Below are 22,642 nucleotides of genomic sequence, written 5' to 3' on the forward strand. Positions count from 1 at the left end.
CTCTGTCATGAAAGGAAATCTCGATGCTCGTTGAACGTTTGGTTGCTGCCCGCTGTTCCGATCCCTTCTCTCACTTAGGCCTGCAGGCCAATCCGGATGGGCCCGGCCTCAAACTGACCGCCTGGTTGCCTGATGCCCTCGAAGTCCGCGTCAAGGATCTCAAGTCGGGCAAAGTCGTTGCCACCCTGGCGCCCACCGATGAATCGGGTCTTTTTGAAACTGTTTTCACCCGCCGCAAAAACTCCTTCCCCTATCAGCTGATCGCCAGCTACCAAGATGCCACCACCGAGGTCATCGACCCCTATCAGTTTCAGGATGCCGCCTGGGCAGGCCTGGCCGAACTGACCGCCCAGCCGGAAAACCTCTACCACACCCTTGGCGCCCAGCTACGCACCGTGGAGCATCTTGGCCAGCAAGTGGAAGGGGTGCGTTTTGCGGTCTATGCGCCGAGCGCCACCGCCGTGAGCCTCATCGGCGATTTCAACTTCTGGGATGGCCGCCGCCATCCGATGCAGCGCAGCCTGTGCGGTCACTGGGTGCTGTTTGTGCCGGGCCTCAAGGCCGGGGATCGCTACAAGTTCGAGCTCAAGGATCCCATGGGCAACCGGCTGCCCCACAAGAGCGATCCGGTCGGCTTCTACTGCGAGCAGTATCCGTCGTTCGCCTCCGTGGTCTATGACCACGCCCAGTACCAGTGGCAGGATGCCGAGTGGATTGCCAGCCAGCACAACGACAAGCGTGAGCAACCGCTCTCCATCTATGAGCTCCATGTCGGCTCCTGGAAGCGCCACCCCAACGGCGACAGCCTGAGCTGGCGCGAACTGGCAGTGGAGCTGGTCGCCTACGTCAAGGCGATGGAGTACACCCACATCGAGCTGCTGCCGGTCTCCGAGCACCCCTTCAGCGGCTCCTGGGGCTACCAGCCGGTGGGCATGTTCTCCCCTACCAGCCGCTACGGCACCGCTGATGACTTCAAATACTTCGTCGACCAGTGCCACCAGGCCGGCATCGGCATCATTCTGGACTGGGTGCCCGCCCACTTCCCGTCCGATGCCCACGGTCTGGCCCGTTTCGATGGCACCCCGCTCTACGAATATGAAGATCCGCGCCGTGGCTGGCACCCGGACTGGAACTCCTACATCTATGACTTTGGCCGCGACACAGTGCGCCAGTTCCTGGTAGCGAGCGCCCTGTTCTGGCTCGACAAGTTCCACATCGACGGCCTGCGGGTGGATGCGGTCGCCTCCATGCTCTATCTGGACTACTCCCGCAACGCCGGTGAGTGGGTACCGAACGTCGATGGCGGCAACCACAACTACGAGGCGATCAGTCTGCTCAAGTGGACCAACGAGGAGGTCTACGGCAAGTATCCCCACGCCATGACCATCGCCGAAGAGTCCACCGCCTTTGCCGGTGTCTCCCGCCCCACCTTCCTCGGCGGCCTCGGCTTTGGCTTCAAGTGGAATATGGGCTGGATGCACGACACCCTCACCTACATGCAGAAAGAGCCGATCCACCGCCGCTACCACCACAACGACATGACCTTCTCCATGGTTTACCACTATGACGAGAACTTCATCCTGTCGCTCTCCCACGACGAAGTGGTACACGGCAAGCACTCCATGCTCTACAAGATGCCCGGTGACGAGTGGCAGCAAGCCGCCAACCTGCGGGCCTACATGGGCTTTATGTACGCCCACCCGGGCAAGAAGCTCAACTTCATGGGCACCGAAATCGCCCAGAGCAACGAGTGGAACCACGATGCCCAGCTGCCATGGCATCTGCTGCAATATCCCAAGCATGCCGGTCAGCAGCGGCTGATCCACGATCTCAACCACCTCTACCGTCATGAGCCTGCCTTGTATCAGGCCGATTATGAGCAGACCGGCTTCCGCTGGCTGGATCACAACGATGCCGACAACAGCATCTTTGCCTGGCTGCGGGCGGACAAAGAGGGCAAGCAGGCTATTGTGGTCGCTTGCAACTTCACCCCGGTGCCCCGTCTCGAATATCGGATCGGCGTCCCAGCTGGAGGCCACTATCGGGTGGTGCTCAACACCGACAGCGAGTATTACTGGGGCAGTAACTATGATGTAGGTCTGGTATTCGCTGCCGAGCCGACCCCCTGGCAGGGGATGGCGCACAGCATAGTGCTGGATCTGCCGCCGCTGGCGACCTTGTTTATCAAACAGGAGTCTTGATGCTTGTAATGGAAAAAGGGGTGGGCCACCCGCTGGGGGCCCGCCTTGACGAGAACGGTTGCCACTTCTGCGTCTGGGCCCCCCAGTCGGACAAGGTGGAGATCTGCCTGTACGACGAGCAGGAGCAGGAGCTGATGCGGCTGGAGCTGCCCGGCCGCCGTGGCCAGTATCGCTTTGGCTACGTGCGCGGCGTAAAGGCCGGTCAGCGCTACGGCTATCGGGTCTATGGTACTCCGCAGGAGGGGATGCTGTTCGATCCGCAAAAACTGCTGATTGACCCCTACGCCAAGGCGCTCAGCCGTCCCACCTACTGGGATGAAGCCCTCTATCAGGGGGACAGTGCCGGGATGATTGCCAAGTCGGTGGTAGTGGATGACCGTTTTGACTGGCAAGGGGTTGGCAAACCCGGGATCAGCCCGGCCCGCACCATTATCTACGAGACCCACGTCAAGGGCTTTACCAAGCAGCACCCGGGGATCCCCAAAGCGCTGCAGGGCACCTACCTTGGCATCAGTCATCCGCTGGTTATCGAGCATATGAAGAGCCTCGGCATCACCTCGGTGCAGCTGATGCCGGTGGCCGCCTTCATGTCGGAACCGCGACTGGAGCAGCTGGGACTGACCAACTACTGGGGCTACAACCCCATCGCCTTCTTCGCCCCGGAGCCGCGTTACAGCACCCGAGCCGACGAGGCGGTGACCGAGTTCAAGACCATGGTGCGCGAGCTGCACCGGGCCGGGCTCGAGGTGATTCTGGATGTGGTCTACAACCACACTGCAGCCTCTGGCTTCGACGGCCCCACCCTCTCGTTCAAGGGCTTTGACAACGCCGGTTACTACGCCTTCGAAGCGGGCCCCCACGGCCCGGACTACACCCGTCACGCCAACGTGACCGGCTGTGGCAACAGCGTCAATCTGGATCATCCCAACACCCTGCGGCTGGTGCTCGATGCCCTGCGCTACTGGGTCACCGAGATGCAGGTGGATGGCTTCCGTTTCGATCTGGCGGTGACGCTGGCGCGGGAAGCGGGAGAGTTCGAGCCTATGGGCGCCTTCTTCAAAGCCGTGATGGCCGACCCAGTGCTGTCACAGGTCAAGCTCATCGCCGAACCCTGGGATATCGGCCCCTTCGGCTACCGGCTGGGTCAATTCCCGAGCCAGTGGCAGGAGATCAACGACCGCTACCGCGACACGGTGCGCGCCTTCTGGCGCGGTGATGCGGGCAAGATGGGGGACTTTGCCACCCGCTTGGTAGGCTCGCGGGATATCTTCCCGAAGAACTGGCGCTCCCCCCACACCAGCGTCAACTACCTCTGCTATCACGACGGTTTCACTCTGGAGGATCTGGTCTCCTACAACCAGCGCCACAATCAGGCCAACGGTGAAGACAATCGGGACGGCCACGGCAACAACCTCTCCTATAACCACGGGGTAGAGGGGCCGACCCTGGATCCGCGGGTCAACAGCCTGCGCCAGCAGCAGAAGCGCAATCTGATTGCCACCCTGCTGCTCTCCCAAGGCACTCCCCACTTCCTCGCCGGCGACGAGATGGGACGCAGCCAGCTTGGCAACAACAACGCCTACTGTCAGGACAACCAGATCAGCTGGGTCAACTGGCAGTGGCGACCGGAGGATGAGCGGCTGTTCGCCTTCACCCAGCAGATGATGGCGCTGCGGGCGGAGTCCTGCGTCTTCTCCAACCTGCAGCTGAGCGACGACAGCTGGAATGGCACCCCATCCAGCTGCCATCAGGTCAACTGGTATCACCCGGACGGCCACCAGCTCACCGATCAGGATTGGCACGCCCCCATGGGGCAGGCGTTCGCCATGGATATCGGCATGATCAACTGTGTCGGCGAGCGCTGGTACGTGCTGTTCAACGCCAGCGATTATGACATCCAGTTCCGCCTGCCGCCTCCGGGGGAAGGGCTGGAGTGGATCCAGACCATCGACACCGCCACTAACGATGGGCTGCCCTTCCTGCCCGATGACATCAAACGGCAGGTGGCGGTCGGCCGGGCCCACTCCCTCAAACTGCTGGAGCGGGTGGCGCTGGCCAGCACGGCGGAGGATGCCCAGCCACCGCAGCAGGAAATTCTCCCTGCATCCGGTGAGGAGATGGTTGCCACCTCGATCACAGATACAGGCAAAGCATAACAGGCATGCTGGAGTCAGCTTTACGGAGCCGCTATGCTGGGCTCCGGTATGGATGGCAAGGAGTCGGTATGAGCAGTAACAATCCGGAACAGTGGCGCAGCAAACTGACCCCCGAGCAGTTTCACGTCTGCTGGGAGAAGGGCACCGAGCGCCCCTACAGCGGCGCCCTGCTCCACAATCGCAAGAGCGGCGACTACCTCTGTGTCTGCTGCAAGAGCGTGCTGTTTCACTCAGGAGCCAAGTTTGATTCCGGCTGCGGCTGGCCCTCGTTCGACAAGGCCATCGAGGGGACGGTGGAGTACACCGAGGACAACAGCCACGGCATGAAGCGAGTGGAGATCACCTGCCGCCAGTGCGGCTCTCACCTCGGTCACGTCTTCCCCGACGGCCCGACCGAGACAGGCCAGCGCTACTGCGTCAACAGCCTGAGTCTGGATTTCGATCCCGACGCTTAAGCGGCTGACCCATCGCAATAAAAACGGCGCCTCCATTATGGAGGCGCCGTTTTTTTATCGGGATTTCACCGCATTCACGCCAGCAGGATAGCAGCCATCACCAACAGGGCCGCGATGGCCGGCACCGGCAACTTCAACACCCGCAGCAGATAAAAGCCGATGGCCGCCAGCGCCAGATCGGTCGGCGCCAGCACCGCACTCTGCCACACCGGCTGATAGAGGGCCGCCAGCAACAAGCCCACTACGGCAGCATTGATGCCGGTGACGGCCCCCGCCAGACGGGGCTGGGCCAGCCACTGTTGCCAGCAGGGGCCCACCGCCCAGAGCAGCAGAAAGCCGGGCACAAAGAGCGCCAGGGTCGCCAACAGGGCCCCGGTCATCGGCATCTCGGGCTGCAACTGGGCGCCAAGATAGGTGGCAAGGGTAAACATGGGGCCTGGCACCAACTGGGCCAAGCTGTAACCGGTCAGAAACTGCTGCTCGTTGAGAGTGTGGCCCACGCTCTCTTGCAGCAGCGGCAACACCACATGGCCACCGCCAAACACCAGACTACCGGCACGATAGAAGTCGGCAACCAGCTGGCCAATCGGGCTACCGAGCAGCGGCAGACCGATAAAAAGGATGCCAAACAGCAGCAGGGTCGGCCAATGAGGCTGACTGCTGGCGGCAGAAGGCAGCTCGGCGGAGGCTGGCACACTACCCGCCCCGCTCTGGCTGCGGGCGCAGATCAGCGCAGCTCCCGCCAGCATCAACAGTTGAGTCAGCAGACCGGGCTGCCACCAGAGTGCAGCAGCGGTCACCACCATAATCCCCTGGGTCATTCCCGTGGCACAGAACTGACGACTCATGGTGAGCACTGCATCGGCCACCACGATGAGCGCCAACAGCTTGAGGCCGTGCAGCGCCGCATCAAGCCACAGATTGCTGCCCAGCTGACCGATACCGATCGCAGCCGCCAGTAGCAGAAGAAATGAGGGCAGCGTGAAGCCAACAAAAGCAGAGAGCGCCCCGCCCAGACCGGCGCGATGACGACCGATGGCGAAACCCAGCTGGCTGGAGGCGGGCCCCGGCAGCAGCTGGCACAGCGCCAGCAGGCGGGCAAACTCGGCCTGTGTCAGCCAGCCGAGCCGCTGGACGAAGGTGCGCTGGAAATAGCCGATATGAGCGGCCGGACCACCAAAGCTGATGCATCCCAGCCATAAAAACTGAATAAATACCTGTCCCACGCTCTTCTCCCTCATCTCTCTTCTCCCGATAGAGAGGGGATATTATGACAGCGCGATGATCGTTTTATGACAATCAGGCTGATTCGGCCGACACCATGGGCACATCACCCGGCAGATAGCAGCGTCCCGCCAGCCAGCAGGCGATTGACTGACGGCTGGCGTCGAAATGGGGCTCGGGCAACTCGCGCGGATCGCACCAGACCCAGCCTTCGCACTTCTCCGGCTCCAGCAGTTGCGGTTCGCCATCGGCCTTGGCATGCAGCGTCACCGAGATATAGTGCAGCCCGCTCTCGCGCCAGGTCTCCAGATTGTTGGTCACCGCCACCACCTCGGGCCCGTGGATCTCAAGTCCGGTCTCCTCGGCCACCTCGCGGATCGCCGCCGACTCGAAGCTCTCCCCCAACTCCAGATGACCACCCGGGATCGACCAGTAGGGGGCATGGCTCCCTTTGCGTTTGCCAAGCAGCACCTGGCCTTGGGCGTTGGTCAGGATGACGCCGACCCCGACGCGGGGATAGAGAGTGGACATGAAAATGCTCCTTCAATAAGGCAGTAAAACGGCCCCACCTTAGGCCCAAGGAGGGCACAGGGCAAGCCCCGGCTGCACGGCACCTGCGCCTGTCGGTGGCTCCTCCCCTTGCCCCTTAACCGGTTATCACTGATGCTGGGGAGTGGAGAGGTCATCCCAATCCTCTCAGTCCCCCATCACCCCGAGGAGTCCGCCATGAAAAAATTGCTCCCCCTGTGCGCCCTGCTGCTCACGGCTTGCCAAACCACGCCGCCCCCCAACTCGCTCGCCATCGATGATGCCGACGCCTGGCAGGCCATTTGCAAAGATGGCACCCGGGTTCGCGCCGTGGTGGCAGAGGGGATCTGTGGGGATCATCGCGGGGTAGCCATGTGGACGAATAAGCCAAGAGCTGAACGGATGGCAGAAGAAGCCGCCAAATAGTGTGATCCAGGCACCATAAAATGACACTGCCGGCCAATTGGCCGGATTTTTTCGCGATCTCGCCAGCACTTTGCCACCTTGTTCATGGTGCGCTCAGTTTTCTGTTCCCATACTGGCCCTACAGTTCCAAAAGAGGAGAGACAAGATGCAAACATCCATCGTCGGGCTCTCCATTCTGTGGGGGCTAGCCAGTTTTGGTGTTCAGGGGGATTTCATCGAGAGCCGTGATTCCGTTGCGCCATCCTGGCAAGCCGAGTCCAGAGTGGAGATGGAAGGTTATCTGATTGAATCGCTTGGCGAAGATCGCTGGCTGTTCGACAACGGCAGCGAGAGCCTGCTGGTATCCCTGCCCGAGGGGCAGTGGGTGCCGACCGGCGAGCGGCTGCGGGTCAGCGGCGAACCGCAGCAGGAGCAGAGCGGCTGGCTGCTGCAGGTGGAAGACATCAGCCAGGTCAGCGTCTGACCACGGCAGTCGCCCCATCACCGCGACAACTAATCCAGAACCGAATAACCAATACCGCATAACAGAAAGAAGAGGCCACTGGCCTCCTCTTTCTGTTTCTATAAGCGGTTTGCGCAGCCTTAACCCAGATGGTTGAGCGGCAGCGCCGTCTTGTGCTTGATGCGACGCAGCACGAAGCTGGAGCGCACTCCGGTCACCCCCGGAATATGGGTCAGCTTGTCCAGCAGGAAGTGCTGGTAGTGCTCCATGTCGCGCACCACCACCTTGAGCTGGTAGTCGGCATCATTGCCGGTGATGAGGTCACACTCCAGCACTTCGGGCAGTTCGCTGATGGCGCGATCGAAGTTTTCGAACCGCTCGGGCGTATGTCTGTCCATGGAAATGTGAATGTAGGCGGTGAGGGTGAGGCCAAGCTGGCGGGCGTTGAGCAGAGTAACGTGGGTGTCGATGAGACCGGCATCCTCCAGCGCCTTGACCCGGCGGGAGCAGGGGGACGGGGAGAGCCCGACCAGCTCGGCCAGTTCCAGATTGCTGATGCGGCCATTCTCCTGCATCAGCTCGAGAATATGTCTGTCTATGCGATCAAGTTTCAGCATTTACCCTTCCTCGTTGCAATGACTAATCCACTTTTCCTAGATTAAGGGTGAACTATTGCAAAAACAACCGAAATAAGTGGTTACTTTGCAACCACTCACCGGCACGGGAGGGATACTATGGTTACATCTTCCGGTGGCAAAGCAGATACCTGACCGGGTCTCTGCGGTGAAGGACCTTACCGGGTCAAGAGCCCCATCAGCCGTCTTACCTTATCGGGAAACGACGGGCTGGAACGAGAGAACCCCCTCCCCGAAGGCAACAAAGCAGGCATCCCGGCGCCTGCTTTGTTGTTTTTGGGCGTTTGACGAAATCAGAGCGCGGGCGGCGTGATGCGATAGAGGCAGCGGTGTGCCCCCTCCAGCAGATATTGCTCCCGCTCCACCGTCGCCGGCGCCAGCAGCTGGCGAAACAGCGCCAGTTCGCTGCGACAGAAACCGCGGCAGGTGCGCGCCGCCGCACAGATGGGACAGTGGCTCTCCCACAGCAGCCAGCTGCCATCCTCTTCGCGGCGGATCTCCGCCATATAGCCCTCGCGGCTGCGCAGCTCCCTGAGCGCCGCCAGCCGGCCAGAGAGACCATGGGACCCCAGCGCCTCCTGATAGCGAGCAAGCATCTGCTGCTCCCGCTGCTGGATCAGCCGTTCCATCCCCTCCTCGCCAAACAGCTCGCGCACGTTGTCGATCAGCTGCACGGTCAGGTCGCTATGGCTATCGGGGAAGCGCTGCCAAGCCTGCTCGGTGAGCTGCCACAGCCGCACAGGACGACCGCGCCCGCGCGCCTCGTCGCTGAATGTGACCCACCCCTCCTGCTCGAGCGTGAGCAGGTGCTGGCGGGCGCCCATGGAGGTCATCTGCAACTGCTCCCCCAGCGCGGCGGCGCTCTGCGGGCCATGGCTCTTGAGCAGAAACAGGATCTTGTCGGTGCTTGCGTTCATGATCTCATTATGGGGAGCGCCCTTTATTAAATCAACAATTCACTTTACTTAATCCCGTCTATGAACCAGCATAAATAAACCAATAACTTTACTTAATGGGTGCAGCATGGAGAAACACGAGCACAAAAATCCCCTTTGGGTGCTGGTCATGACGGTCACGCTGGCAGTTGCAGGCTTCAGTCTCCCCTCCCCGGTGTTGGCTCCTTTGCTGCTGGATCCGGCCCACGGCATGCTGACGCCGGAGGCCTCAGACTGGAGCCGCAAAGTGTGGCTGGGGGTCATCATGGGGCTCTATCCCCTGTTCCAGCTGGTGGGCAGCCCCTGGCTCGGGCGCCTCTCCGACCGCTATGGCCGCAAGCCACTGCTGTTGCTCTCGCTGGCGGGGGTTCTGGCAGGCTATGCCCTGATGGCACTCGGTATCGCCTGGCGCTCCCTCCCCCTGCTGCTGCTCAGCCGGATTGTGGAGGGGCTATGCAACGGCAACATCGCCATCGTGCAAGCGATGGCAGAGGATCTCGCCGGCAAGGAGCACAAGGCCCGCAGCTTCGCCTGGATCAACATCGGCATGAATCTGGGCTGGGTCGTGGGGCCGATGATCGGGGGCTACGCCGCGGTGATCTCGGGGGATTACAGTCTGGCCGCCTGGCTGGCGGTAGGAATGACCCTGATCAACCTGCTGCTGGTCTACTGGCTGATCCCCTATCGTCCTCCGGTGGCGACCACCCATCAGACTGCGACCCTCTCCAGCCGCCAGTTGCTGCTGCAACCGGCCCTGCTGCCCTACTTCGCACTTACCCTGATCAGCTATGGCGCCGTGCAGCTCTATTTCACCTACTTCAATATCTGGCTGGTGGAGCGGCTGGCGTGGGATCCGGCCCAGCTGGCGCAGGCGGCGGTGCTGGTGAGTTTGCCCATGATGGCGGGCTCCTGGCTCGGCTCTCGCATCGCCCGCCACTGGCGCGGCAGCTCCCTCGGGATTGTCGGCCATCTGGTGATGGCGAGCGGCATGCTGCTCTTTATCCTGCCCGTGCACTGGTGGGGGCTGGCGCTTACCTTCGTTCCCGCTGGCATCGGCATGAGTCTGGGGGAGCTGGCCACTTCGGTGGCGATCTCCAACCGCAGTCACCCGGAGCAGCAGGGGCAGGCGATGGGGCTCTACCGCGCCCTCGCCGTGGGTAGCGAGATCCTGGCGGTGCTGCTCGGCAGTCTGGTGCTGCTGGCCGGTACCGAGTGGCCCTTCTATCTCGCCACCCTCTGCTCCCTTGCCAGCGCCGCCGGTTTCTATCTGCTGCGTCGCCGTGCCGACCGTCGTCAACAACTGGCCAGCTGCACCTGAGCCACGAAGGGATCACAGTTCGGCGCTTCGGCCGCGGGCAAGACTTGCATCGGGGCGCCGGGTCTGGGACGGTAAAGCTCTTTGCGGATTTGTTCGATGCTGGAGGAGCTATGAGTGAGTACAAGACCATCGCGCTCGATATGGATGGCACCCTGCTGACCCGGGATCACAAGATCTCGTCGGCCACCCGGGCAGCCCTGGCGCAGGCCCGCGCCCACGGCATCAAGGTGCTGCTGGTCACGGGGCGCCACTACATGACGGCACGCCCCTTCCACCACGAGCTGGCCCTCGATACCCCCCTCATCTGCAGCAATGGCGCCTATCTCTATGATCCGGTGCAGAACCGGATCCTCAGCGGCGACCCGCTGGCGACCGCCCCGCTTACCGAGCTGCTGGCCGCGGTCGAGGCGCAGCAAATGGGGGCCCTGTTCCACCTGAGCGAGGGCATTGGCTACATCGGCTGTGAAGATCATATCACCCGCATCCGCCACTGGTCGGCCAATCAGCCGGACCACCTCAAGATCGCCCTCCACCCGGTCGAGGAGCTGGCAGGCTGGCTCGACAACCCGGTCTGGAAGCTGGAGCTGTTCAATCAGGATCCGGCACGTCTGCACACCTTTATGGGCGAGGTGGTCGAGCAGATGCCCTTTACCCGCGACTGGGCGGCCCCCTATGCGGTGGAGCTGGTACAGCCCGGTTGCAGCAAGGGCAACCGGCTGGCCCAGTGGGCAGCCAGCGAAGGGATTGCGATGGAGCAGGTGGTGGCGTTTGGTGACAACAACAACGACATCAGCATGTTCGAGCAAGTTGGGCTGGCGGTGGCCATGGGCAATGCGGCCCCGCAGATCCAGAGCCATGCACACCAGGTCACGGCCGACCACAACGAAGATGGTATCGCACTGGCACTGCAGCGCTGGGTACTACCCTGATCTGACAAGGTGCAACATGGCCAGCACGCGGGCTGGCCATGAAGAGAGGGATTAACCGCCGAAGGAGAACTGGATCACCCGATCCGGATAGCGCAGACGGTTGTACTCCCGGCGCAGGGATTCGTAGTGGCGAATGGCCCGATCGCGCTTGGCGCGGTAGTAGTCGCGCTGTTCCGTGTTGGTTTCGTTGCGGATGCTGCGCTCCAGCGTATCGATATCCCGCTCGGTACGCTCCAGCTCGTCGCTGATCTCCCGCAGGCGGGCAGCCAGTTTGTACTCTTCGTAGCCACGCTGATACTGCTTGAGGAAGCTGGCATCATTGGGGCATACCCCCAGATAGGCCTGCCCCTCCTTGCCCTTGCTGTAAGCCAGCTCGGGAATGCAGTAGAGCTCCAGCCCCTTGTCGTAGCCCCGTTTCCACTCGGCTTCATCCACTTTGAGGCCATATTCACTGCAAGACGAAACGTAATCGCGGGTCGCCTGACGGGTTTTGCCTTCCGATCCATCCTGATAACCCAGGTTGTACCAGCTCATGGTGCGGCACTCATCTTCTGACAGGGCACTGCATCCCGCCAGCAATACCGGCAGGGTCAGCAACAGGATTTTGGGGGACATGAACAGACTCCGGAAAAGATAGTGACCGGCATTCTAGAGAGGATAAAAGGCCATAACAAGGGATGCGCTCCCGTGCGGTCTGGCGCGGTTTATTTGATGTTTTTGTCACTATTCAACGCCGTGCCAGACAGGGCGGCCAACCCGCTTTCCTTGTTATCAGGTGCAAGGTAAACTGCGCCATCTTTTAACTGGCGCGCAACAAAAACAATGAAAGTCCTGACCGTCGATTACCGCTCACCCGATGCGGCCCAACGCTTCACCGAATCCCTGCGTACCACCGGCTTTGGTGTGCTGACCAACCACCCCATCCCGAAAGAGCTGGTGCAATCCATCTACGACAACTGGTATCGCTTCTTCATGAGCGAGCAGAAGCAGGATTTCCTGTTCAACCGCGAAACCCAGGATGGCTACTTCCCGCCCTCGGTCTCCGAGGTGGCCAAGGGCCATAGCCAGAAAGACATCAAGGAGTACTTCCACATCTACCCCTGGGGCCAGATGCCGGAAGAGCTGAAAGAGCAGGCGATGGAGTACTACCGTCTCGCCAACGGTCTGGCCGCCGAGTTGCTGGGCTGGGTCGAGCAGCACACCCCGGCCGATATCGCCGCCAACTACAGCTGCCCCCTCTCCTCGATGATCGAAGAGAGCCAGAAGACCCTGCTACGGGTGCTGCACTATCCGCCGTTCGATGGCACCGAGGAGCCGGGCGCCATCCGCGCCGCCGCCCACGAGGATATCAACCTGCTTACCATTCTGCCCGCCGCCAACGAGCCGGGGCTGCAGGTGAAGGGCTCCGATGGCGAGTGGATGGACGTGCCGTGCGACTTTGGCACCTCATCATCAATATCGGCGACATGCTGCAGGAGGCCTCTCGCGGCTACTACCCTTCCACCACTCACCGCGTCATCAACCCGACCGGTGGCAGTGCCGCCAAGTCGCGTATCTCCCTGCCGCTGTTCCTCCACCCGCGCCCGGATGTGGTGCTCTCCGAGCGCCATACCGCCCACAGCTACCTGATGGAGCGGCTACGGGAGCTGGGAGTGATCTAGTCCGCCGACGAGCAGCTGTCAGAGACCAAACCGGAGCAATCTCGCTCCGGTTTTTATTTGGTGGCAGGATTGGGCAAAAAACAGAATTAAATTAGCAAATCATGCCAATAAATCGCATTTACACCTGATAACTGTCGTAGTGATTGCGCAGTGACCTCCGTAACATGAGCGCCATTCTGCCCCTGCCAAGGGGCGCTTGATTGGAGTTCTTATGAAGCAGTCCCAATGGTCATCCCGACTCGGCTACATTCTCGCCGCAGCGGGTTCCGCGGTCGGTATCGGCGCAATCTGGAAATTCCCCTATGTCACCGCCGTCAACGGCGGCGGCGCCTTCCTGCTGGTCTTTCTGCTGTTCAGCTTCACCCTGGGGGTTGCGGTACTGATGGGGGAGACCCTGCTCGGCAGCATGAGTCGCCGTGGGGTAGTCGGTGCCTTCTCCGATCTGCTCGGCAAACAGTGGCGCTGGGTTGGGGTAATGGGGGTGATCTCAACCCTGCTCATCTACTGCTTCTACAGCGTGGTGGGCGGCTGGACCCTGGGTTATACCGGCATGGCCATCTCCGGCGATCTCAACCATGGTGATGCAGCAGCCCTCACCGCCCGCTTCAATGACTATGTCAGCGGCGACGTCTGGCCCATTCTCACCCATCTGCTGTTTGCCGCCCTCACCTGGATGGTGGTGCAAGGAGGTATTCAGAAAGGGGTGGAGCGCACCTTGCGCTGGATGATGCCGGCCCTGTTCCTGATGATCCTGATGCTGGTCGCCTTTGGCCTCACCCTGCCCAATGCGATGGCGGGGGTTCGTCACTTCCTGATGCCCGACTTCAGCAAGCTGGGGATGTCCGGCGTGCTCGATGCCATGGGGCTGGCCTTCTTCTCCCTCTCCATCGGTCTGGGCATTCACACCACCTACGGCGCCTATCTGCCGACCAGCGAAGGGGTTGGTCGCTCCAGCCTCTGGGTGGTGCTGCTGGCCAGCATGGTGGCGGTACTGGCGGGGCTGATGATTTTCCCGGTGCTGGCCTCGACCGGTATCGACCCGGCCTCCGGCCCCGGTCTCACCTTCATGACCATGCCGGCGGTGTTTCAGCTGCTGCCCTTCGGTCAGGTACTTGAGGTGATCTTCTTCGCCCTGCTGGTCTTTGCGGCACTCTCCTCGGCCATCTCCCTGCTGGAACATTTGCAGTGCTTCCTGTGCGAGACCTGGGGCTGGTCACGCCGCACGGCTTGCAGCGCCATCACTGGATTCGTCATGGTTAGCGGTGTTCCGGTCAGCCTGTCGTTTGGCCCGTTGCAACACGCCACCCTGTTTGGCAAAACCATTTTCGAGTTGCTGGACTTTGTCACCTCCAACCTGATGATGCCGCTGTTCGGCCTGATGCTGACGCTGCTGCTGGGCTGGAAGCTGGGACGCAAGGCGCTGCCGCAGGGGATTGCCAGCCACTGGCATCACTTGCTGATGAACTGCTGGCGCTGGATTGCCCCCTTGCTGATCGGCGGGATCTTGATTCGCGGTCTGGTGTGACGGTTACTCTTCGCGGGTGGGCGCATCGGCCCGCCCCTGTGCGGCTCTGACGGCCTCCAGGGCATGCTGCCAGCGGGTGATCTCGGCATCATCCGTTCCCTTGGAGAAGACGATATAAAGACCGGCCTGATGGAGCAGTACACCACTGCTGACGATGCTGCGCCGGGATAACCCCATCTTGTCGAGGGTGGCTTCCATCACCAGCTCCGCCATCGGCAAGGCATCGATCTTGCCCAGCATCAGCCGCTCTATCGCCTCCCCGACCGTCTTGTAGCGCACCAGATTGGTGTAGCCCTCATGGGTCAGCCGCACATCATCGGCATTGCCCAGCACTACCCCCACTCTGGGCAGATCCCGCAGCTGCGCCAGCGAGGTCAGCGGGTGGCGACTATCCGGCGCCTGATAGATAAAGACCCGATTGATAAAGAGCGGGCCAACCCATTTGAAATGGGACTCCCGCTCCGGGAGCCGCTGTACCACGAACAATCCATAGCCGGGCTCGACCCGTGCCAGCGCCAGCGCCCGCTTGAGCGGGTAAATCCGCACCGGATAGCGGGTGCCAAGCTCCTCCTGCACCTCATCAATCAAACGAATGGCGAAGCCATCGAGCTTGCCGTCGCGGTATTCGGTAAAGGGGGGTAAGTCGTGACTCAGCAGGGTTAATCCGGGCTGCGCCGACACACTCAGGCTGATCAATAACCAGGGCAGCACCATCCATCTCATACGACATCCTGTCTCATCGTTGTTCCCGTCAGCGCCATGTAGCGGTCACTAGTTCCAGAAGAAGCTACGTCGATTATCGCCCAGTAAATAGCCACAAGGTAGAAAAGATACGGCCCGGCGAGGTTTTCCCCCATTGAGTTGTACGTATAGCCAGAGTGGTGACAGCGGCACACAAAAAAATTTTTGATTTTATGTGTCAATTATTCTTTCCATGGTTTAGGCTGTTTCCTCATTCATTAGTCAGGTTGTCACCTCATGTCTGCCATCCTCGTGCTGTTTGGTCGATTTTTTAGCTCGCAAGAGAGGTGACCTTGCACGCACAGTTTTTCTGAATGTTCATTGCAAAGGTCGCCTCAGGCGGCCTTTTTTATGGTCTGTCGTTTATTGCTACTCAGGAGTATTGCTTCGATGTCGTGTTACCCGGAGGTTGTATGAGCCAGGTTCAGTGGTCTTCCCGTCTCGGTCATGTGCTGGCCGCAGCAGGCACAGCGATTGGCCTTGGTGCCATCTGGAAGTTTCCCTATGTGACCGCCACCAATGGCGGTGGCGCTTTTCTGCTGGTGTTTCTGCTGTTCAGCTTCACCTTGGGGGTAGCGGTACAGGTCGGCGAAACTCTGCTCGGCAGCCATAGCCAGCGCGGGGTGCTCGGCGCCTTTCGCAAACTGGTGGGGCTGAACTGGCGCTGGATGGGGTATATGGGGATCGCCTGCGGCTTCTTTATCTACAGCTTCTACAGCGTGGTCGGTGGCTGGACCGTGGGTTACGCCGCGCTGGCGATGGCTGGCAAGCTCAACCTGAGCGAGGGGAGCGCCCTCACCGCCCTGTTCAACGGCTATGTCAGCAACCCCTGGTGGCCGGTGCTGACCCATCTGATCTTCGCGGGACTTACCTGGTGGTTCGTGCAGGGGGGTATTCAGAAAGGGGTGGAGCGGGCACTGCGCTGGATGATGCCCGCGCTCTTCATCATGATGTTGTTGCTGGTGGGGGTTGGCCTCTCCATGCCGGGCTCCATGGCGGGTGTGCGCCAGCTGCTGCTGCCGGACTTCTCCATGCTGACCGGCCAGAGCGTGCTGGACGCGCTGGGACTGGCCTTCTTCTCCCTCTCCATCGGGCTCGGGGTACACACGACCTATGGCGCCTACCTGCCCAATAGCGAAGGGGTGCTGCGCTCCGGGGTCTGGGTGGTCACACTGGCTAGCCTTATCTCGGTGCTGGCGGGCTTGATGATCTTCCCGGCGCTGGCCTCCACCGGCATCGATCCCACCGCGGGCCCAGGGCTCACCTTTATGACCATGCCTGCCGTGTTCAGTCATCTGCCGTTCGGTCAGGGATTAGGTGTGGTCTTCTTCCTGTTGCTGCTGGCCGCAGCCCTATCCTCTTCCATCTCCATGCTTGAGCATCTGGTGCGCTTCACTACCGAGGAGTGGGGTTGGTCGCGTCGTGGCGCCTGCAGGGTACTGACTCTGCTCATCATGGCCTCCGGCATTCCGGTGAGCCTGTCGTTCGGCCCATGGAGTGATCTGACCCTGTTTGGCAAGACCATCTTCGAGCTGCTCGACTATCTGACCTCCAACCTGATGATGCCGCTGTTTGGTCTGGTACTGACCCTGCTGCTGGGCTGGCGATTGGGTGATGCCATTCTCCCTGTAGGCCTGTCACCCGCCCTGCGTCTGGCGCTGCTCTGGTGCTGGCGCGTGGTGGCGCCGCTGCTGATCAGCGGGATCTTGATCCGCGGGATCATGTAGCACCTTGCGCATCTTTGCGGGCAGGCCTTGGCCTGCCCTTTTTATTGCTGGCGTTCACTTTATTACAGGCATTCATATGAGCAGCATCACGATGGACAGGAGTGCAGTCGGGCAATCTCGGAAGAGCAGGATGAAGAAGGATCGGAGTGGCAGAGTGGCAGAGTGGCAGAGTGGCAGAGTGGCAGAGTGGCACAATAAGAGGTGGCGTTCGGCTCGCCACAACGGCAACAGAAGAAGTTGAAGCACTGAATTGCGGGCAAAAAAAATCCCCATCTGAATGGGGACTTTCTCTGCAATCGCAGCTGATATCTCAGCATCGCTTGCGAATATGGTGGTCGTTACTGGGATCGAACCAGTGACCCCCTCCTTGTAAGGGAGGTGCTCTCCCAGCTGAGCTAAACGACCTGGGATTCTTGAAATGATGGTGGGTCGTGCTGGATTCGAACCAGCGACCAATTGATTAAAAGTCAACTGCTCTACCGACTGAGCTAACGACCCATCTAAATCATTTTTTACAAACTGGTGGTCGTTACTGGGATCGAACCAGTGACCCCCTCCTTGTAAGGGAGGTGCTCTCCCAGCTGAGCTAAACGACCTGGGATTCTGAAATGATGGTGGGTCGTGCTGGATTCGAACCAGCGACCAATTGATTAAAAGTCAACTGCTCTACCGACTGAGCTAACGACCCATCTAAATCATTTTTTTACAAACTGGTGGTCGTTACTGGGATCGAACCAGTGACCCCCTCCTTGTAAGGGAGGTGCTCTCCCAGCTGAGCTAAACGACCTGGGATTCTGAAATGATGGTGGGTCGTGCTGGATTCGAACCAGCGACCAATTGATTAAAAGTCAACTGCTCTACCGACTGAGCTAACGACCCATCTAAATCATTTTTTAAACTTTTTACTGCAAATATGGTGGTCGTTACTGGGATCGAACCAGTGACCCCCTCCTTGTAAGGGAGGTGCTCTCCCAGCTGAGCTAAACGACCTGGGATTCTGAAATGATGGTGGGTCGTGCTGGATTCGAACCAGCGACCAATTGATTAAAAGTCAACTGCTCTACCGACTGAGCTAACGACCCATCTAAATCATTTTTTACAAACTGGTGGTCGTTACTGGTATCGAACCAGTGACCCCCTCCTTGTAAGGGAGGTGCTCTCCCAGCTGAGCTAAACGACCTGGGATTCTGAAATGATGGTGGGTCGTGCTGGATTCGAACCAGCGACCAATTGATTAAAAGTCAACTGCTCTACCGACTGAGCTAACGACCCATCTAAATCATTTTTTTACAAACTGGTGGTCGTTACTGGGATCGAACCAGTGACCCCCTCCTTGTAAGGGAGGTGCTCTCCCAGCTGAGCTAAACGACCTGGGAATTCTGTCTCCACCGAGTGGAGAAAATGGTGGGTCGTGCTGGATTCGAACCAGCGACCAATTGATTAAAAGTCAACTGCTCTACCGACTGAGCTAACGACCCTCACCACGACCAGTTCCGACTGCATTACTGCTTCGGCTCTGACGGCGGCCTATATTACGGATTTAAATTTCCGGTGCAACAGAAAATTCGTAATTTAAATCCGTTTGCTCACTGTGCGTACAAATGCAGGCTGTTTTTACAGTAGCGTTACGAAAACAGTGACATACAGCAATGTTACAGCTTGGCCAGACTCTGTTTGGCCAACTGGGCCGGCGAGGTGTTGGGATAGCCCTTGATCACCTGCTCATAGAAGGATTTGGCTTCCGCCTTCTTGCCATCCAGCTGCGCCAGCATACCCAGCTTCAGCAGCGCATCGGCTCGCTTGGGGGATTTGCTGTATTTGTTGGCCACGGTCGAAAACTGGGCCGAGGCACCGGCTCTGTCACCCTTGTTGAACAGCAACTGGCCGAGCCAGTAGTGTGCATTGGGAACATAGCCCGAATTGGGGTACTGCTTGATGAAGCCCTGGAAAGCCGGAATCGCTTTGTCGTAGTTCTTCTCTTTGAGCACCATGTTGACCGCTGCGTCGTAGGCTTGGTTCTCATCCTGATTGGTTGAGTAATTGGCGGCAGCAGCCGGTGTGGCAGCAGCAGGGGCCGGGGCGGCTGGAGCAGCTTGCTGGCTGCTGGCAACCTTGTCGAGCTCCTGGTAGAGCTGACGCTGGCGCTCTTGCGACTGTTCCATCTGGTAGGTCTGCTGCTCCAGCTGACCACGCAGCTCGGAAACCTCACCTTGCAGGGAGTCGACCTGTTGCTGCAATTCAGCTTGCAGTCGCAGACGGGCATTGAGGGTGCGCTCCAGCAGGGCAACCCGATCTTCCAGGCTACCGGTGGGCACGATGGCGCCGTTGTTGCCGCTAAGGACAACCCCACCACTTGAGTCACCGCCCAGATCGCTGACAGGAGCCGCAGCTTGCGCATTCAGAGCAACCAATACGGCCAGCGCAACGACAGCTTGCTTGTACACAGATTTCATTCGGATCAAACCTTAGCGTTTAGTACAGATAAAACGGCCAGCGCCATCGTCGCTCGCATATGCAGATTTCATTCGGATCAAACCTTGGCGTTTAGTGCAAATAAAACGGCCATCGAAATGGCCGCTTGCATATAAACGAACTTCGTTCGGTTTAAACCTTAGTAAACCAGAACCGCGCGGCGGTTTTTGGCAAAGGCATCCTCGGTGTGGGACATGTCCAGCGGCTTCTCTTCGCCATAGCTGACGATGGAGAGCTGCTCGGCCTGCACACCCAGGGTTTGCAGATACTTGGCAACAGCCTTGGCACGACGCTCGCCCAGGGCGATGTTGTACTCCGGAGTACCGCGCTCATCGGCGTGACCTTCGATCAGGACTTTAACGCTCGGGCGCTCGCGCAGGTAGCTGGCGTGGGCATCCAGCAGATCAGCGTACTGACCCTGGATATCGTAACCGTCAAACGGGAAGTAGATCACGTTGTCACGCTGCAGTGCTTCGAATTTCTGACGCATCTGCTCTTCCGGGGACAACATGCCGTTGGCGCCGCCGGTTTGTACACCGCCCATGCCGTCGGTCATACCTGATTCAGCGCCAGCGGCGTCAGAATCAGAAGAAGAACTACAAGCGGCCAGGGTGAACAGTGGCAGTGCGATGGCCAAACCCTTGAGCAGTTTATTGAGTTGCATGCTATTTCCTTAAACCTTTATAACAAAACAAAAAACAATTGGATTTTTATCAATTCAAGAAGGGCGACCAAGCTGGTGCACGAATTTCACCGCTACTGGTCGGAAGCACAGCCTTGAAGCGACCATCAGTCGACACCAACGCGAGACTCTTACGACCCTGATAGATGGTGGCATAAATGATCATGCTGCCATTGGGAGCCACACTTGGCGACTCATCCAGAGCACTCTGGGTAAGGACCAACAGGGCATTGTTTTCCATGTCCTGACGGGCAATACGATACTGTCCCTGAACACGGGTCACCATCACCATGATTTTGCCATCAGGAGTGATGGATGCACCCTGGTTGGATTCACCTTCCCAAGTCATCCGGCGAGTCATACCAGTCGCCAAATTTACGCTATAAATCTGGGGTTTGCCACCACGTTCAGAGGTGAACAACAAATTTTGCCCGTCCGGCATCCAGGAGGGTTCGGTGTCGATCACACGGCTGGTTGTGACGCGGGTCAGCTGCTTGCTAGCGACATCAACCACATAGAGGTTCGGTGAACCATCTTTGGAGAGAACGATAGCCAGACGACGACCATCCGGAGACCACTCCGGCGCCCCGTTGATACCGCGGAAACTGGTGATCAGGCTGCGCTGCTGGGTGTAATCCTGTACGTAGATTTCGGACTTCTGGTTCTCGAAGCTCACGTAAGCCAGCTTGCTGCCATCCGGCGACCAGGCTGGAGACATCAACGGTTCGCGGGAGCGCAGCAGGGTTTTCTCGTTGTAACCGTCGTAGTCAGAAATACGCAGCTGGTACGGGAACTGGGTACCCTGCTGTACAGAGACATAAGCCAGACGGGTCAGGAAGGCACCGCGCTCGCCAGTCAGACGCTCATAGACGATATCTGAGATACGGTGGGCAAACTGGCGCATCTGGGCCCCCGGGATGGTCGCCATGCGGCTATCCAGAATGTAACCGTTGCTCTCGCCACCTTGCGCCTTGGCCAGCTGGCCTTTCAGCACATCGACCAGCTCGAAGTTGACCTTGTAGGTGCCGTCACCGACTGCCGAAATGGAACCCACCACCACGGCTTCAACCCCTTGGGAGGCCCAGGGAGCGAAGTTGATCTCGCTGCTGCTGCTCGGGGTCTGCGGCATCTGGCCACGGGCCAGCGGCTTGAACTTGCCGCTGCGCATCAGGTCGTTGGAGACCACTTCCGCGATGTCCTGCGGCAACTGCCCGTTACCTTCCCACTTGAAGGGGGCGACGGCGATGGGGCGTGCGCTATCAATACCGCCGGTGATGACGATGTCCAGGGCCGCCTGGGCACTCTGGCCCAGCAACAAACAGCCAACCAAAGCAAAAAATACTTTTCTGATCATGGCTTAAATACTCGGTTCCAATATAGATGAGAGGTTAAATTCCTTTCTCGGCGAGAGGTTGCCAACCGGAGGCAAGCAACCTCGTTTTATCACGCTTAGATACTCGGTTCTAACTTCAGGTTAAATTCCTTCAACATCTCGAATGCCGCAGGATCCTTGGGCACAGGCAGTTGATTGGCTTTCAGAACAGCCGCCTTACCGGAACGACAGACCGCCGGGTCACCCTGGCCGTTATCTACCGATATGACAAAGCCACTGCTCGCAAGACGTACGCCGATAGTACATGTTTTGCCCCGCATGGTGGGATCCAAAATCATATACCGCTCAACAGTGGCCTTGATGAGCGCCGCATATTTGTCGACTTCGCCCTGGGCTGCTGCCGATGCCGCCTGACTGCGAGCATTGGCCTCAGCCGACAGCTGCTGCTGCATCATCTCTTCCATCTCTTTTTGCAGCTTGGCCTGCTCGGCCGCTTTACGCTTGCGCTCAGCCGCGATCTTGGCCTGCTTTTCGGCCTCTGCCTTGGCTTTCTTCTCTGCGTCAGCTTTTGCCTTTTTCTCAGCCTCTTCCTTGGCCTTCTTCTCGGCCTCGGCTTTGGCTTTTTTCTCTGCTTCTGCCTTGGCTTTCTTCTCGGCTTCGGCTTTGGCCTTCTTGTCAGCTTCCGCTTTCTTGGCCTTGGCTTCTGCCGCCTTGGCCTTCTCTTCGGCCTCTTTCTTCTCTTGTTCCTTTTTCTTCTTCAACGCCAACGCCTTGCTCTCGGCTTCCGCCGCTTTACGCTCGGCTTCGGCCTTCTTGGCCTTCTGCTCTTCCAGCTTGCGGGCTTCCTCGGCTTTTTGGGCCTTCTCTTCCGCCTGCTTCTGCTCGGCCACCTTCTTCTGCTTCTCGGCCTCGGCCTTGCGAGTCGCCTCTTCGGCCTGCTTGCGCTTGGTCTCGGCGATGCGAAGCTGCTCCTGTTTCTGAGCCAGCTCGCGCTTGGCGAGATCCGTGTCTTCCTTATCCTTCTCTTTCTCTACCTTTTGAGGCTTGGGCTGAGATTTCTGCTGCTGGATCTGCTTGGCCTGTTCGTTGAGGAAGTTCTCATCGAGCATGACGGCATTGACGATCTGCCCCTTCGATTCGGGTCGTTTCGGTTTGCTGAAATCGAGCCCGACAAACAGGATGATGCCGATGATCAGGTGCAGCAGAAACGACGCGATGAGATAACCGGAAATACCACGCTTCACATCCATCT

General features: G+C 59.4%; 19 protein-coding genes, 12 tRNA genes and 1 pseudogene. 10 read left to right on the forward strand and 22 right to left on the reverse strand.

The genetic code is table 11. The features are described 5' to 3' along the window. The first annotated feature begins 23 nt into the window (after positions 1-23). The 3 genes from glgB (at position 24) to msrB (ending at position 4,812) form a co-directional block, all read left to right on the forward strand. On the forward strand, positions 24-2,201 hold the full coding sequence (gene glgB / locus ACTG2B_RS18595) for a 1,4-alpha-glucan branching protein GlgB (protein ID WP_439996604.1): 2,178 nt from the start codon (positions 24-26) through the stop codon (positions 2,199-2,201). Beyond that, positions 2,201-4,357, forward strand: coding sequence for a glycogen debranching protein GlgX (gene glgX / locus ACTG2B_RS18600; protein ID WP_421284342.1), 2,157 nt, complete (start codon positions 2,201-2,203; stop codon positions 4,355-4,357). Before glgB ends, glgX begins: the two co-directional genes overlap by 1 nt. Before the next feature lie 68 nt (positions 4,358-4,425). Beyond that, positions 4,426-4,812, forward strand: coding sequence for a peptide-methionine (R)-S-oxide reductase MsrB (msrB, locus tag ACTG2B_RS18605; RefSeq protein WP_005354730.1), 387 nt, complete (start codon positions 4,426-4,428; stop codon positions 4,810-4,812). A gap of 74 nt (positions 4,813-4,886) precedes the next feature. On the opposite strand, the gene chrA is transcribed toward msrB, so the two are convergent. Both chrA and ACTG2B_RS18615 read right to left on the reverse strand, forming a co-directional pair. Beyond that, complete coding sequence (chrA, locus tag ACTG2B_RS18610; protein ID WP_439996605.1) at positions 4,887-6,053, reverse strand: chromate efflux transporter; 1,167 nt, start codon at positions 6,051-6,053, stop codon at positions 4,887-4,889. A gap of 58 nt (positions 6,054-6,111) precedes the next feature. Continuing rightward, positions 6,112-6,567, reverse strand: a complete 456-nt coding sequence (locus ACTG2B_RS18615; RefSeq protein ID WP_139474067.1) for a nucleotide triphosphate diphosphatase NUDT15 — start codon at positions 6,565-6,567, stop codon at positions 6,112-6,114. Positions 6,568-6,762: 195 nt separating this feature from the next. Between ACTG2B_RS18615 and ACTG2B_RS18620 the strand changes: the two genes are divergently transcribed. Together ACTG2B_RS18620 and ACTG2B_RS18625 are read left to right on the forward strand one after the other, a co-directional pair. Beyond that, complete coding sequence (locus ACTG2B_RS18620) at positions 6,763-6,990, forward strand: hypothetical protein (protein ID WP_005335715.1); 228 nt, start codon at positions 6,763-6,765, stop codon at positions 6,988-6,990. A 145-nt stretch (positions 6,991-7,135) separates the two neighbouring features. Then, positions 7,136-7,453, forward strand: a complete 318-nt coding sequence (locus ACTG2B_RS18625; protein WP_005343224.1) for a hypothetical protein — start codon at positions 7,136-7,138, stop codon at positions 7,451-7,453. A gap of 119 nt (positions 7,454-7,572) precedes the next feature. On the opposite strand, the gene ACTG2B_RS18630 is transcribed toward ACTG2B_RS18625, so the two are convergent. Together ACTG2B_RS18630 and ACTG2B_RS18635 are read right to left on the reverse strand one after the other, a co-directional pair. Next, complete coding sequence (locus ACTG2B_RS18630; RefSeq protein ID WP_005304871.1) at positions 7,573-8,049, reverse strand: Lrp/AsnC family transcriptional regulator; 477 nt, start codon at positions 8,047-8,049, stop codon at positions 7,573-7,575. A 311-nt stretch (positions 8,050-8,360) separates the two neighbouring features. Then, the gene (locus tag ACTG2B_RS18635) at positions 8,361-8,984 is read right to left on the reverse strand and encodes a helix-turn-helix transcriptional regulator (RefSeq protein WP_069529701.1); all 624 of its coding nucleotides are present in this window, start codon (positions 8,982-8,984) and stop codon (positions 8,361-8,363) included. A 106-nt stretch (positions 8,985-9,090) separates the two neighbouring features. On the opposite strand from ACTG2B_RS18635, the gene ACTG2B_RS18640 reads away from it, so the two are divergent. Further along, positions 9,091-10,320, forward strand: a complete 1,230-nt coding sequence (locus tag ACTG2B_RS18640) for an MFS transporter (RefSeq protein ID WP_439996606.1) — start codon at positions 9,091-9,093, stop codon at positions 10,318-10,320. Between the two features lie 110 nt (positions 10,321-10,430). Continuing rightward, positions 10,431-11,249 carry a Cof-type HAD-IIB family hydrolase gene (locus ACTG2B_RS18645; protein WP_439996607.1) on the forward strand — a complete coding sequence of 273 codons (819 nt, stop codon included), beginning with the start codon at positions 10,431-10,433 and terminating at the stop codon, positions 11,247-11,249. A 51-nt stretch (positions 11,250-11,300) separates the two neighbouring features. Here the strand turns inward: ACTG2B_RS18645 and ACTG2B_RS18650 are convergent, their stop codons facing one another. After that, positions 11,301-11,864 carry a DUF2799 domain-containing protein gene (locus ACTG2B_RS18650; RefSeq protein ID WP_005362971.1) on the reverse strand — a complete coding sequence of 188 codons (564 nt, stop codon included), beginning with the start codon at positions 11,862-11,864 and terminating at the stop codon, positions 11,301-11,303. 207 nt (positions 11,865-12,071) lie between these two features. Here ACTG2B_RS18650 and ACTG2B_RS18655 point away from each other — a divergent pair. Together ACTG2B_RS18655 and ACTG2B_RS18660 are read left to right on the forward strand one after the other, a co-directional pair. Then, a pseudogene (locus ACTG2B_RS18655) lies at positions 12,072-12,910 on the forward strand (isopenicillin N synthase family dioxygenase). Between the two features lie 211 nt (positions 12,911-13,121). Beyond that, positions 13,122-14,435, forward strand: a complete 1,314-nt coding sequence (locus ACTG2B_RS18660; protein WP_069554891.1) for a sodium-dependent transporter — start codon at positions 13,122-13,124, stop codon at positions 14,433-14,435. A gap of 3 nt (positions 14,436-14,438) precedes the next feature. Here the strand turns inward: ACTG2B_RS18660 and ACTG2B_RS18665 are convergent, their stop codons facing one another. Beyond that, positions 14,439-15,158 carry a substrate-binding periplasmic protein gene (locus ACTG2B_RS18665; protein ID WP_182963242.1) on the reverse strand — a complete coding sequence of 240 codons (720 nt, stop codon included), beginning with the start codon at positions 15,156-15,158 and terminating at the stop codon, positions 14,439-14,441. Positions 15,159-15,589: 431 nt separating this feature from the next. Between ACTG2B_RS18665 and ACTG2B_RS18670 the strand changes: the two genes are divergently transcribed. Then, entirely contained in the window at positions 15,590-16,903 is a 1,314-nt protein-coding gene (locus tag ACTG2B_RS18670; protein WP_439996608.1) for a sodium-dependent transporter, read from the forward strand. A gap of 329 nt (positions 16,904-17,232) precedes the next feature. Here the strand turns inward: ACTG2B_RS18670 and ACTG2B_RS18675 are convergent. The 16 genes from ACTG2B_RS18675 to tolA all read right to left on the reverse strand — a co-directional run bounded on the left by ACTG2B_RS18675 (position 17,233) and on the right by tolA (position 22,640). Beyond that, a tRNA-Val gene (locus ACTG2B_RS18675) sits at positions 17,233-17,308 on the reverse strand. Between the two features lie 17 nt (positions 17,309-17,325). Next, positions 17,326-17,401, reverse strand: a tRNA-Lys gene (locus ACTG2B_RS18680). A 22-nt stretch (positions 17,402-17,423) separates the two neighbouring features. Next, a tRNA-Val gene (locus ACTG2B_RS18685) sits at positions 17,424-17,499 on the reverse strand. 16 nt (positions 17,500-17,515) lie between these two features. Then, positions 17,516-17,591: transfer RNA gene (locus ACTG2B_RS18690), tRNA-Lys, on the reverse strand. Positions 17,592-17,614: 23 nt separating this feature from the next. Beyond that, positions 17,615-17,690: transfer RNA gene (locus ACTG2B_RS18695), tRNA-Val, on the reverse strand. A gap of 16 nt (positions 17,691-17,706) precedes the next feature. Further along, positions 17,707-17,782: transfer RNA gene (locus ACTG2B_RS18700), tRNA-Lys, on the reverse strand. 35 nt (positions 17,783-17,817) lie between these two features. Then, positions 17,818-17,893: transfer RNA gene (locus ACTG2B_RS18705), tRNA-Val, on the reverse strand. A gap of 16 nt (positions 17,894-17,909) precedes the next feature. Then, positions 17,910-17,985 (reverse strand) — tRNA-Lys (locus ACTG2B_RS18710). A 22-nt stretch (positions 17,986-18,007) separates the two neighbouring features. Continuing rightward, positions 18,008-18,083: transfer RNA gene (locus ACTG2B_RS18715), tRNA-Val, on the reverse strand. Positions 18,084-18,099: 16 nt separating this feature from the next. Further along, a tRNA-Lys gene (locus ACTG2B_RS18720) sits at positions 18,100-18,175 on the reverse strand. Between the two features lie 23 nt (positions 18,176-18,198). Further along, positions 18,199-18,274: transfer RNA gene (locus tag ACTG2B_RS18725), tRNA-Val, on the reverse strand. A gap of 31 nt (positions 18,275-18,305) precedes the next feature. After that, positions 18,306-18,381: transfer RNA gene (locus ACTG2B_RS18730), tRNA-Lys, on the reverse strand. Between the two features lie 174 nt (positions 18,382-18,555). Then, positions 18,556-19,356, reverse strand: a complete 801-nt coding sequence (gene ybgF, locus ACTG2B_RS18735; protein WP_021231759.1) for a tol-pal system protein YbgF — start codon at positions 19,354-19,356, stop codon at positions 18,556-18,558. Positions 19,357-19,514: 158 nt separating this feature from the next. After that, the gene (gene pal, locus ACTG2B_RS18740) at positions 19,515-20,039 is read right to left on the reverse strand and encodes a peptidoglycan-associated lipoprotein Pal (RefSeq protein WP_005304908.1); all 525 of its coding nucleotides are present in this window, start codon (positions 20,037-20,039) and stop codon (positions 19,515-19,517) included. 49 nt (positions 20,040-20,088) lie between these two features. Further along, positions 20,089-21,411 (reverse strand): Tol-Pal system beta propeller repeat protein TolB, encoded by a 1,323-nt coding sequence (gene tolB / locus ACTG2B_RS18745; protein WP_439996609.1) that lies wholly within the window; start codon positions 21,409-21,411, stop codon positions 20,089-20,091. A 95-nt stretch (positions 21,412-21,506) separates the two neighbouring features. Next, positions 21,507-22,640 (reverse strand): cell envelope integrity protein TolA, encoded by a 1,134-nt coding sequence (gene tolA / locus ACTG2B_RS18750; protein WP_013723471.1) that lies wholly within the window; start codon positions 22,638-22,640, stop codon positions 21,507-21,509. Between the last annotated feature and the right edge of the window lie 2 nt (positions 22,641-22,642).

The sequence above is a fragment of the Aeromonas sp. 30P genome (assembly GCF_051919805.1).
GTDB classification, from domain to species: domain Bacteria; phylum Pseudomonadota; class Gammaproteobacteria; order Enterobacterales; family Aeromonadaceae; genus Aeromonas; species Aeromonas veronii.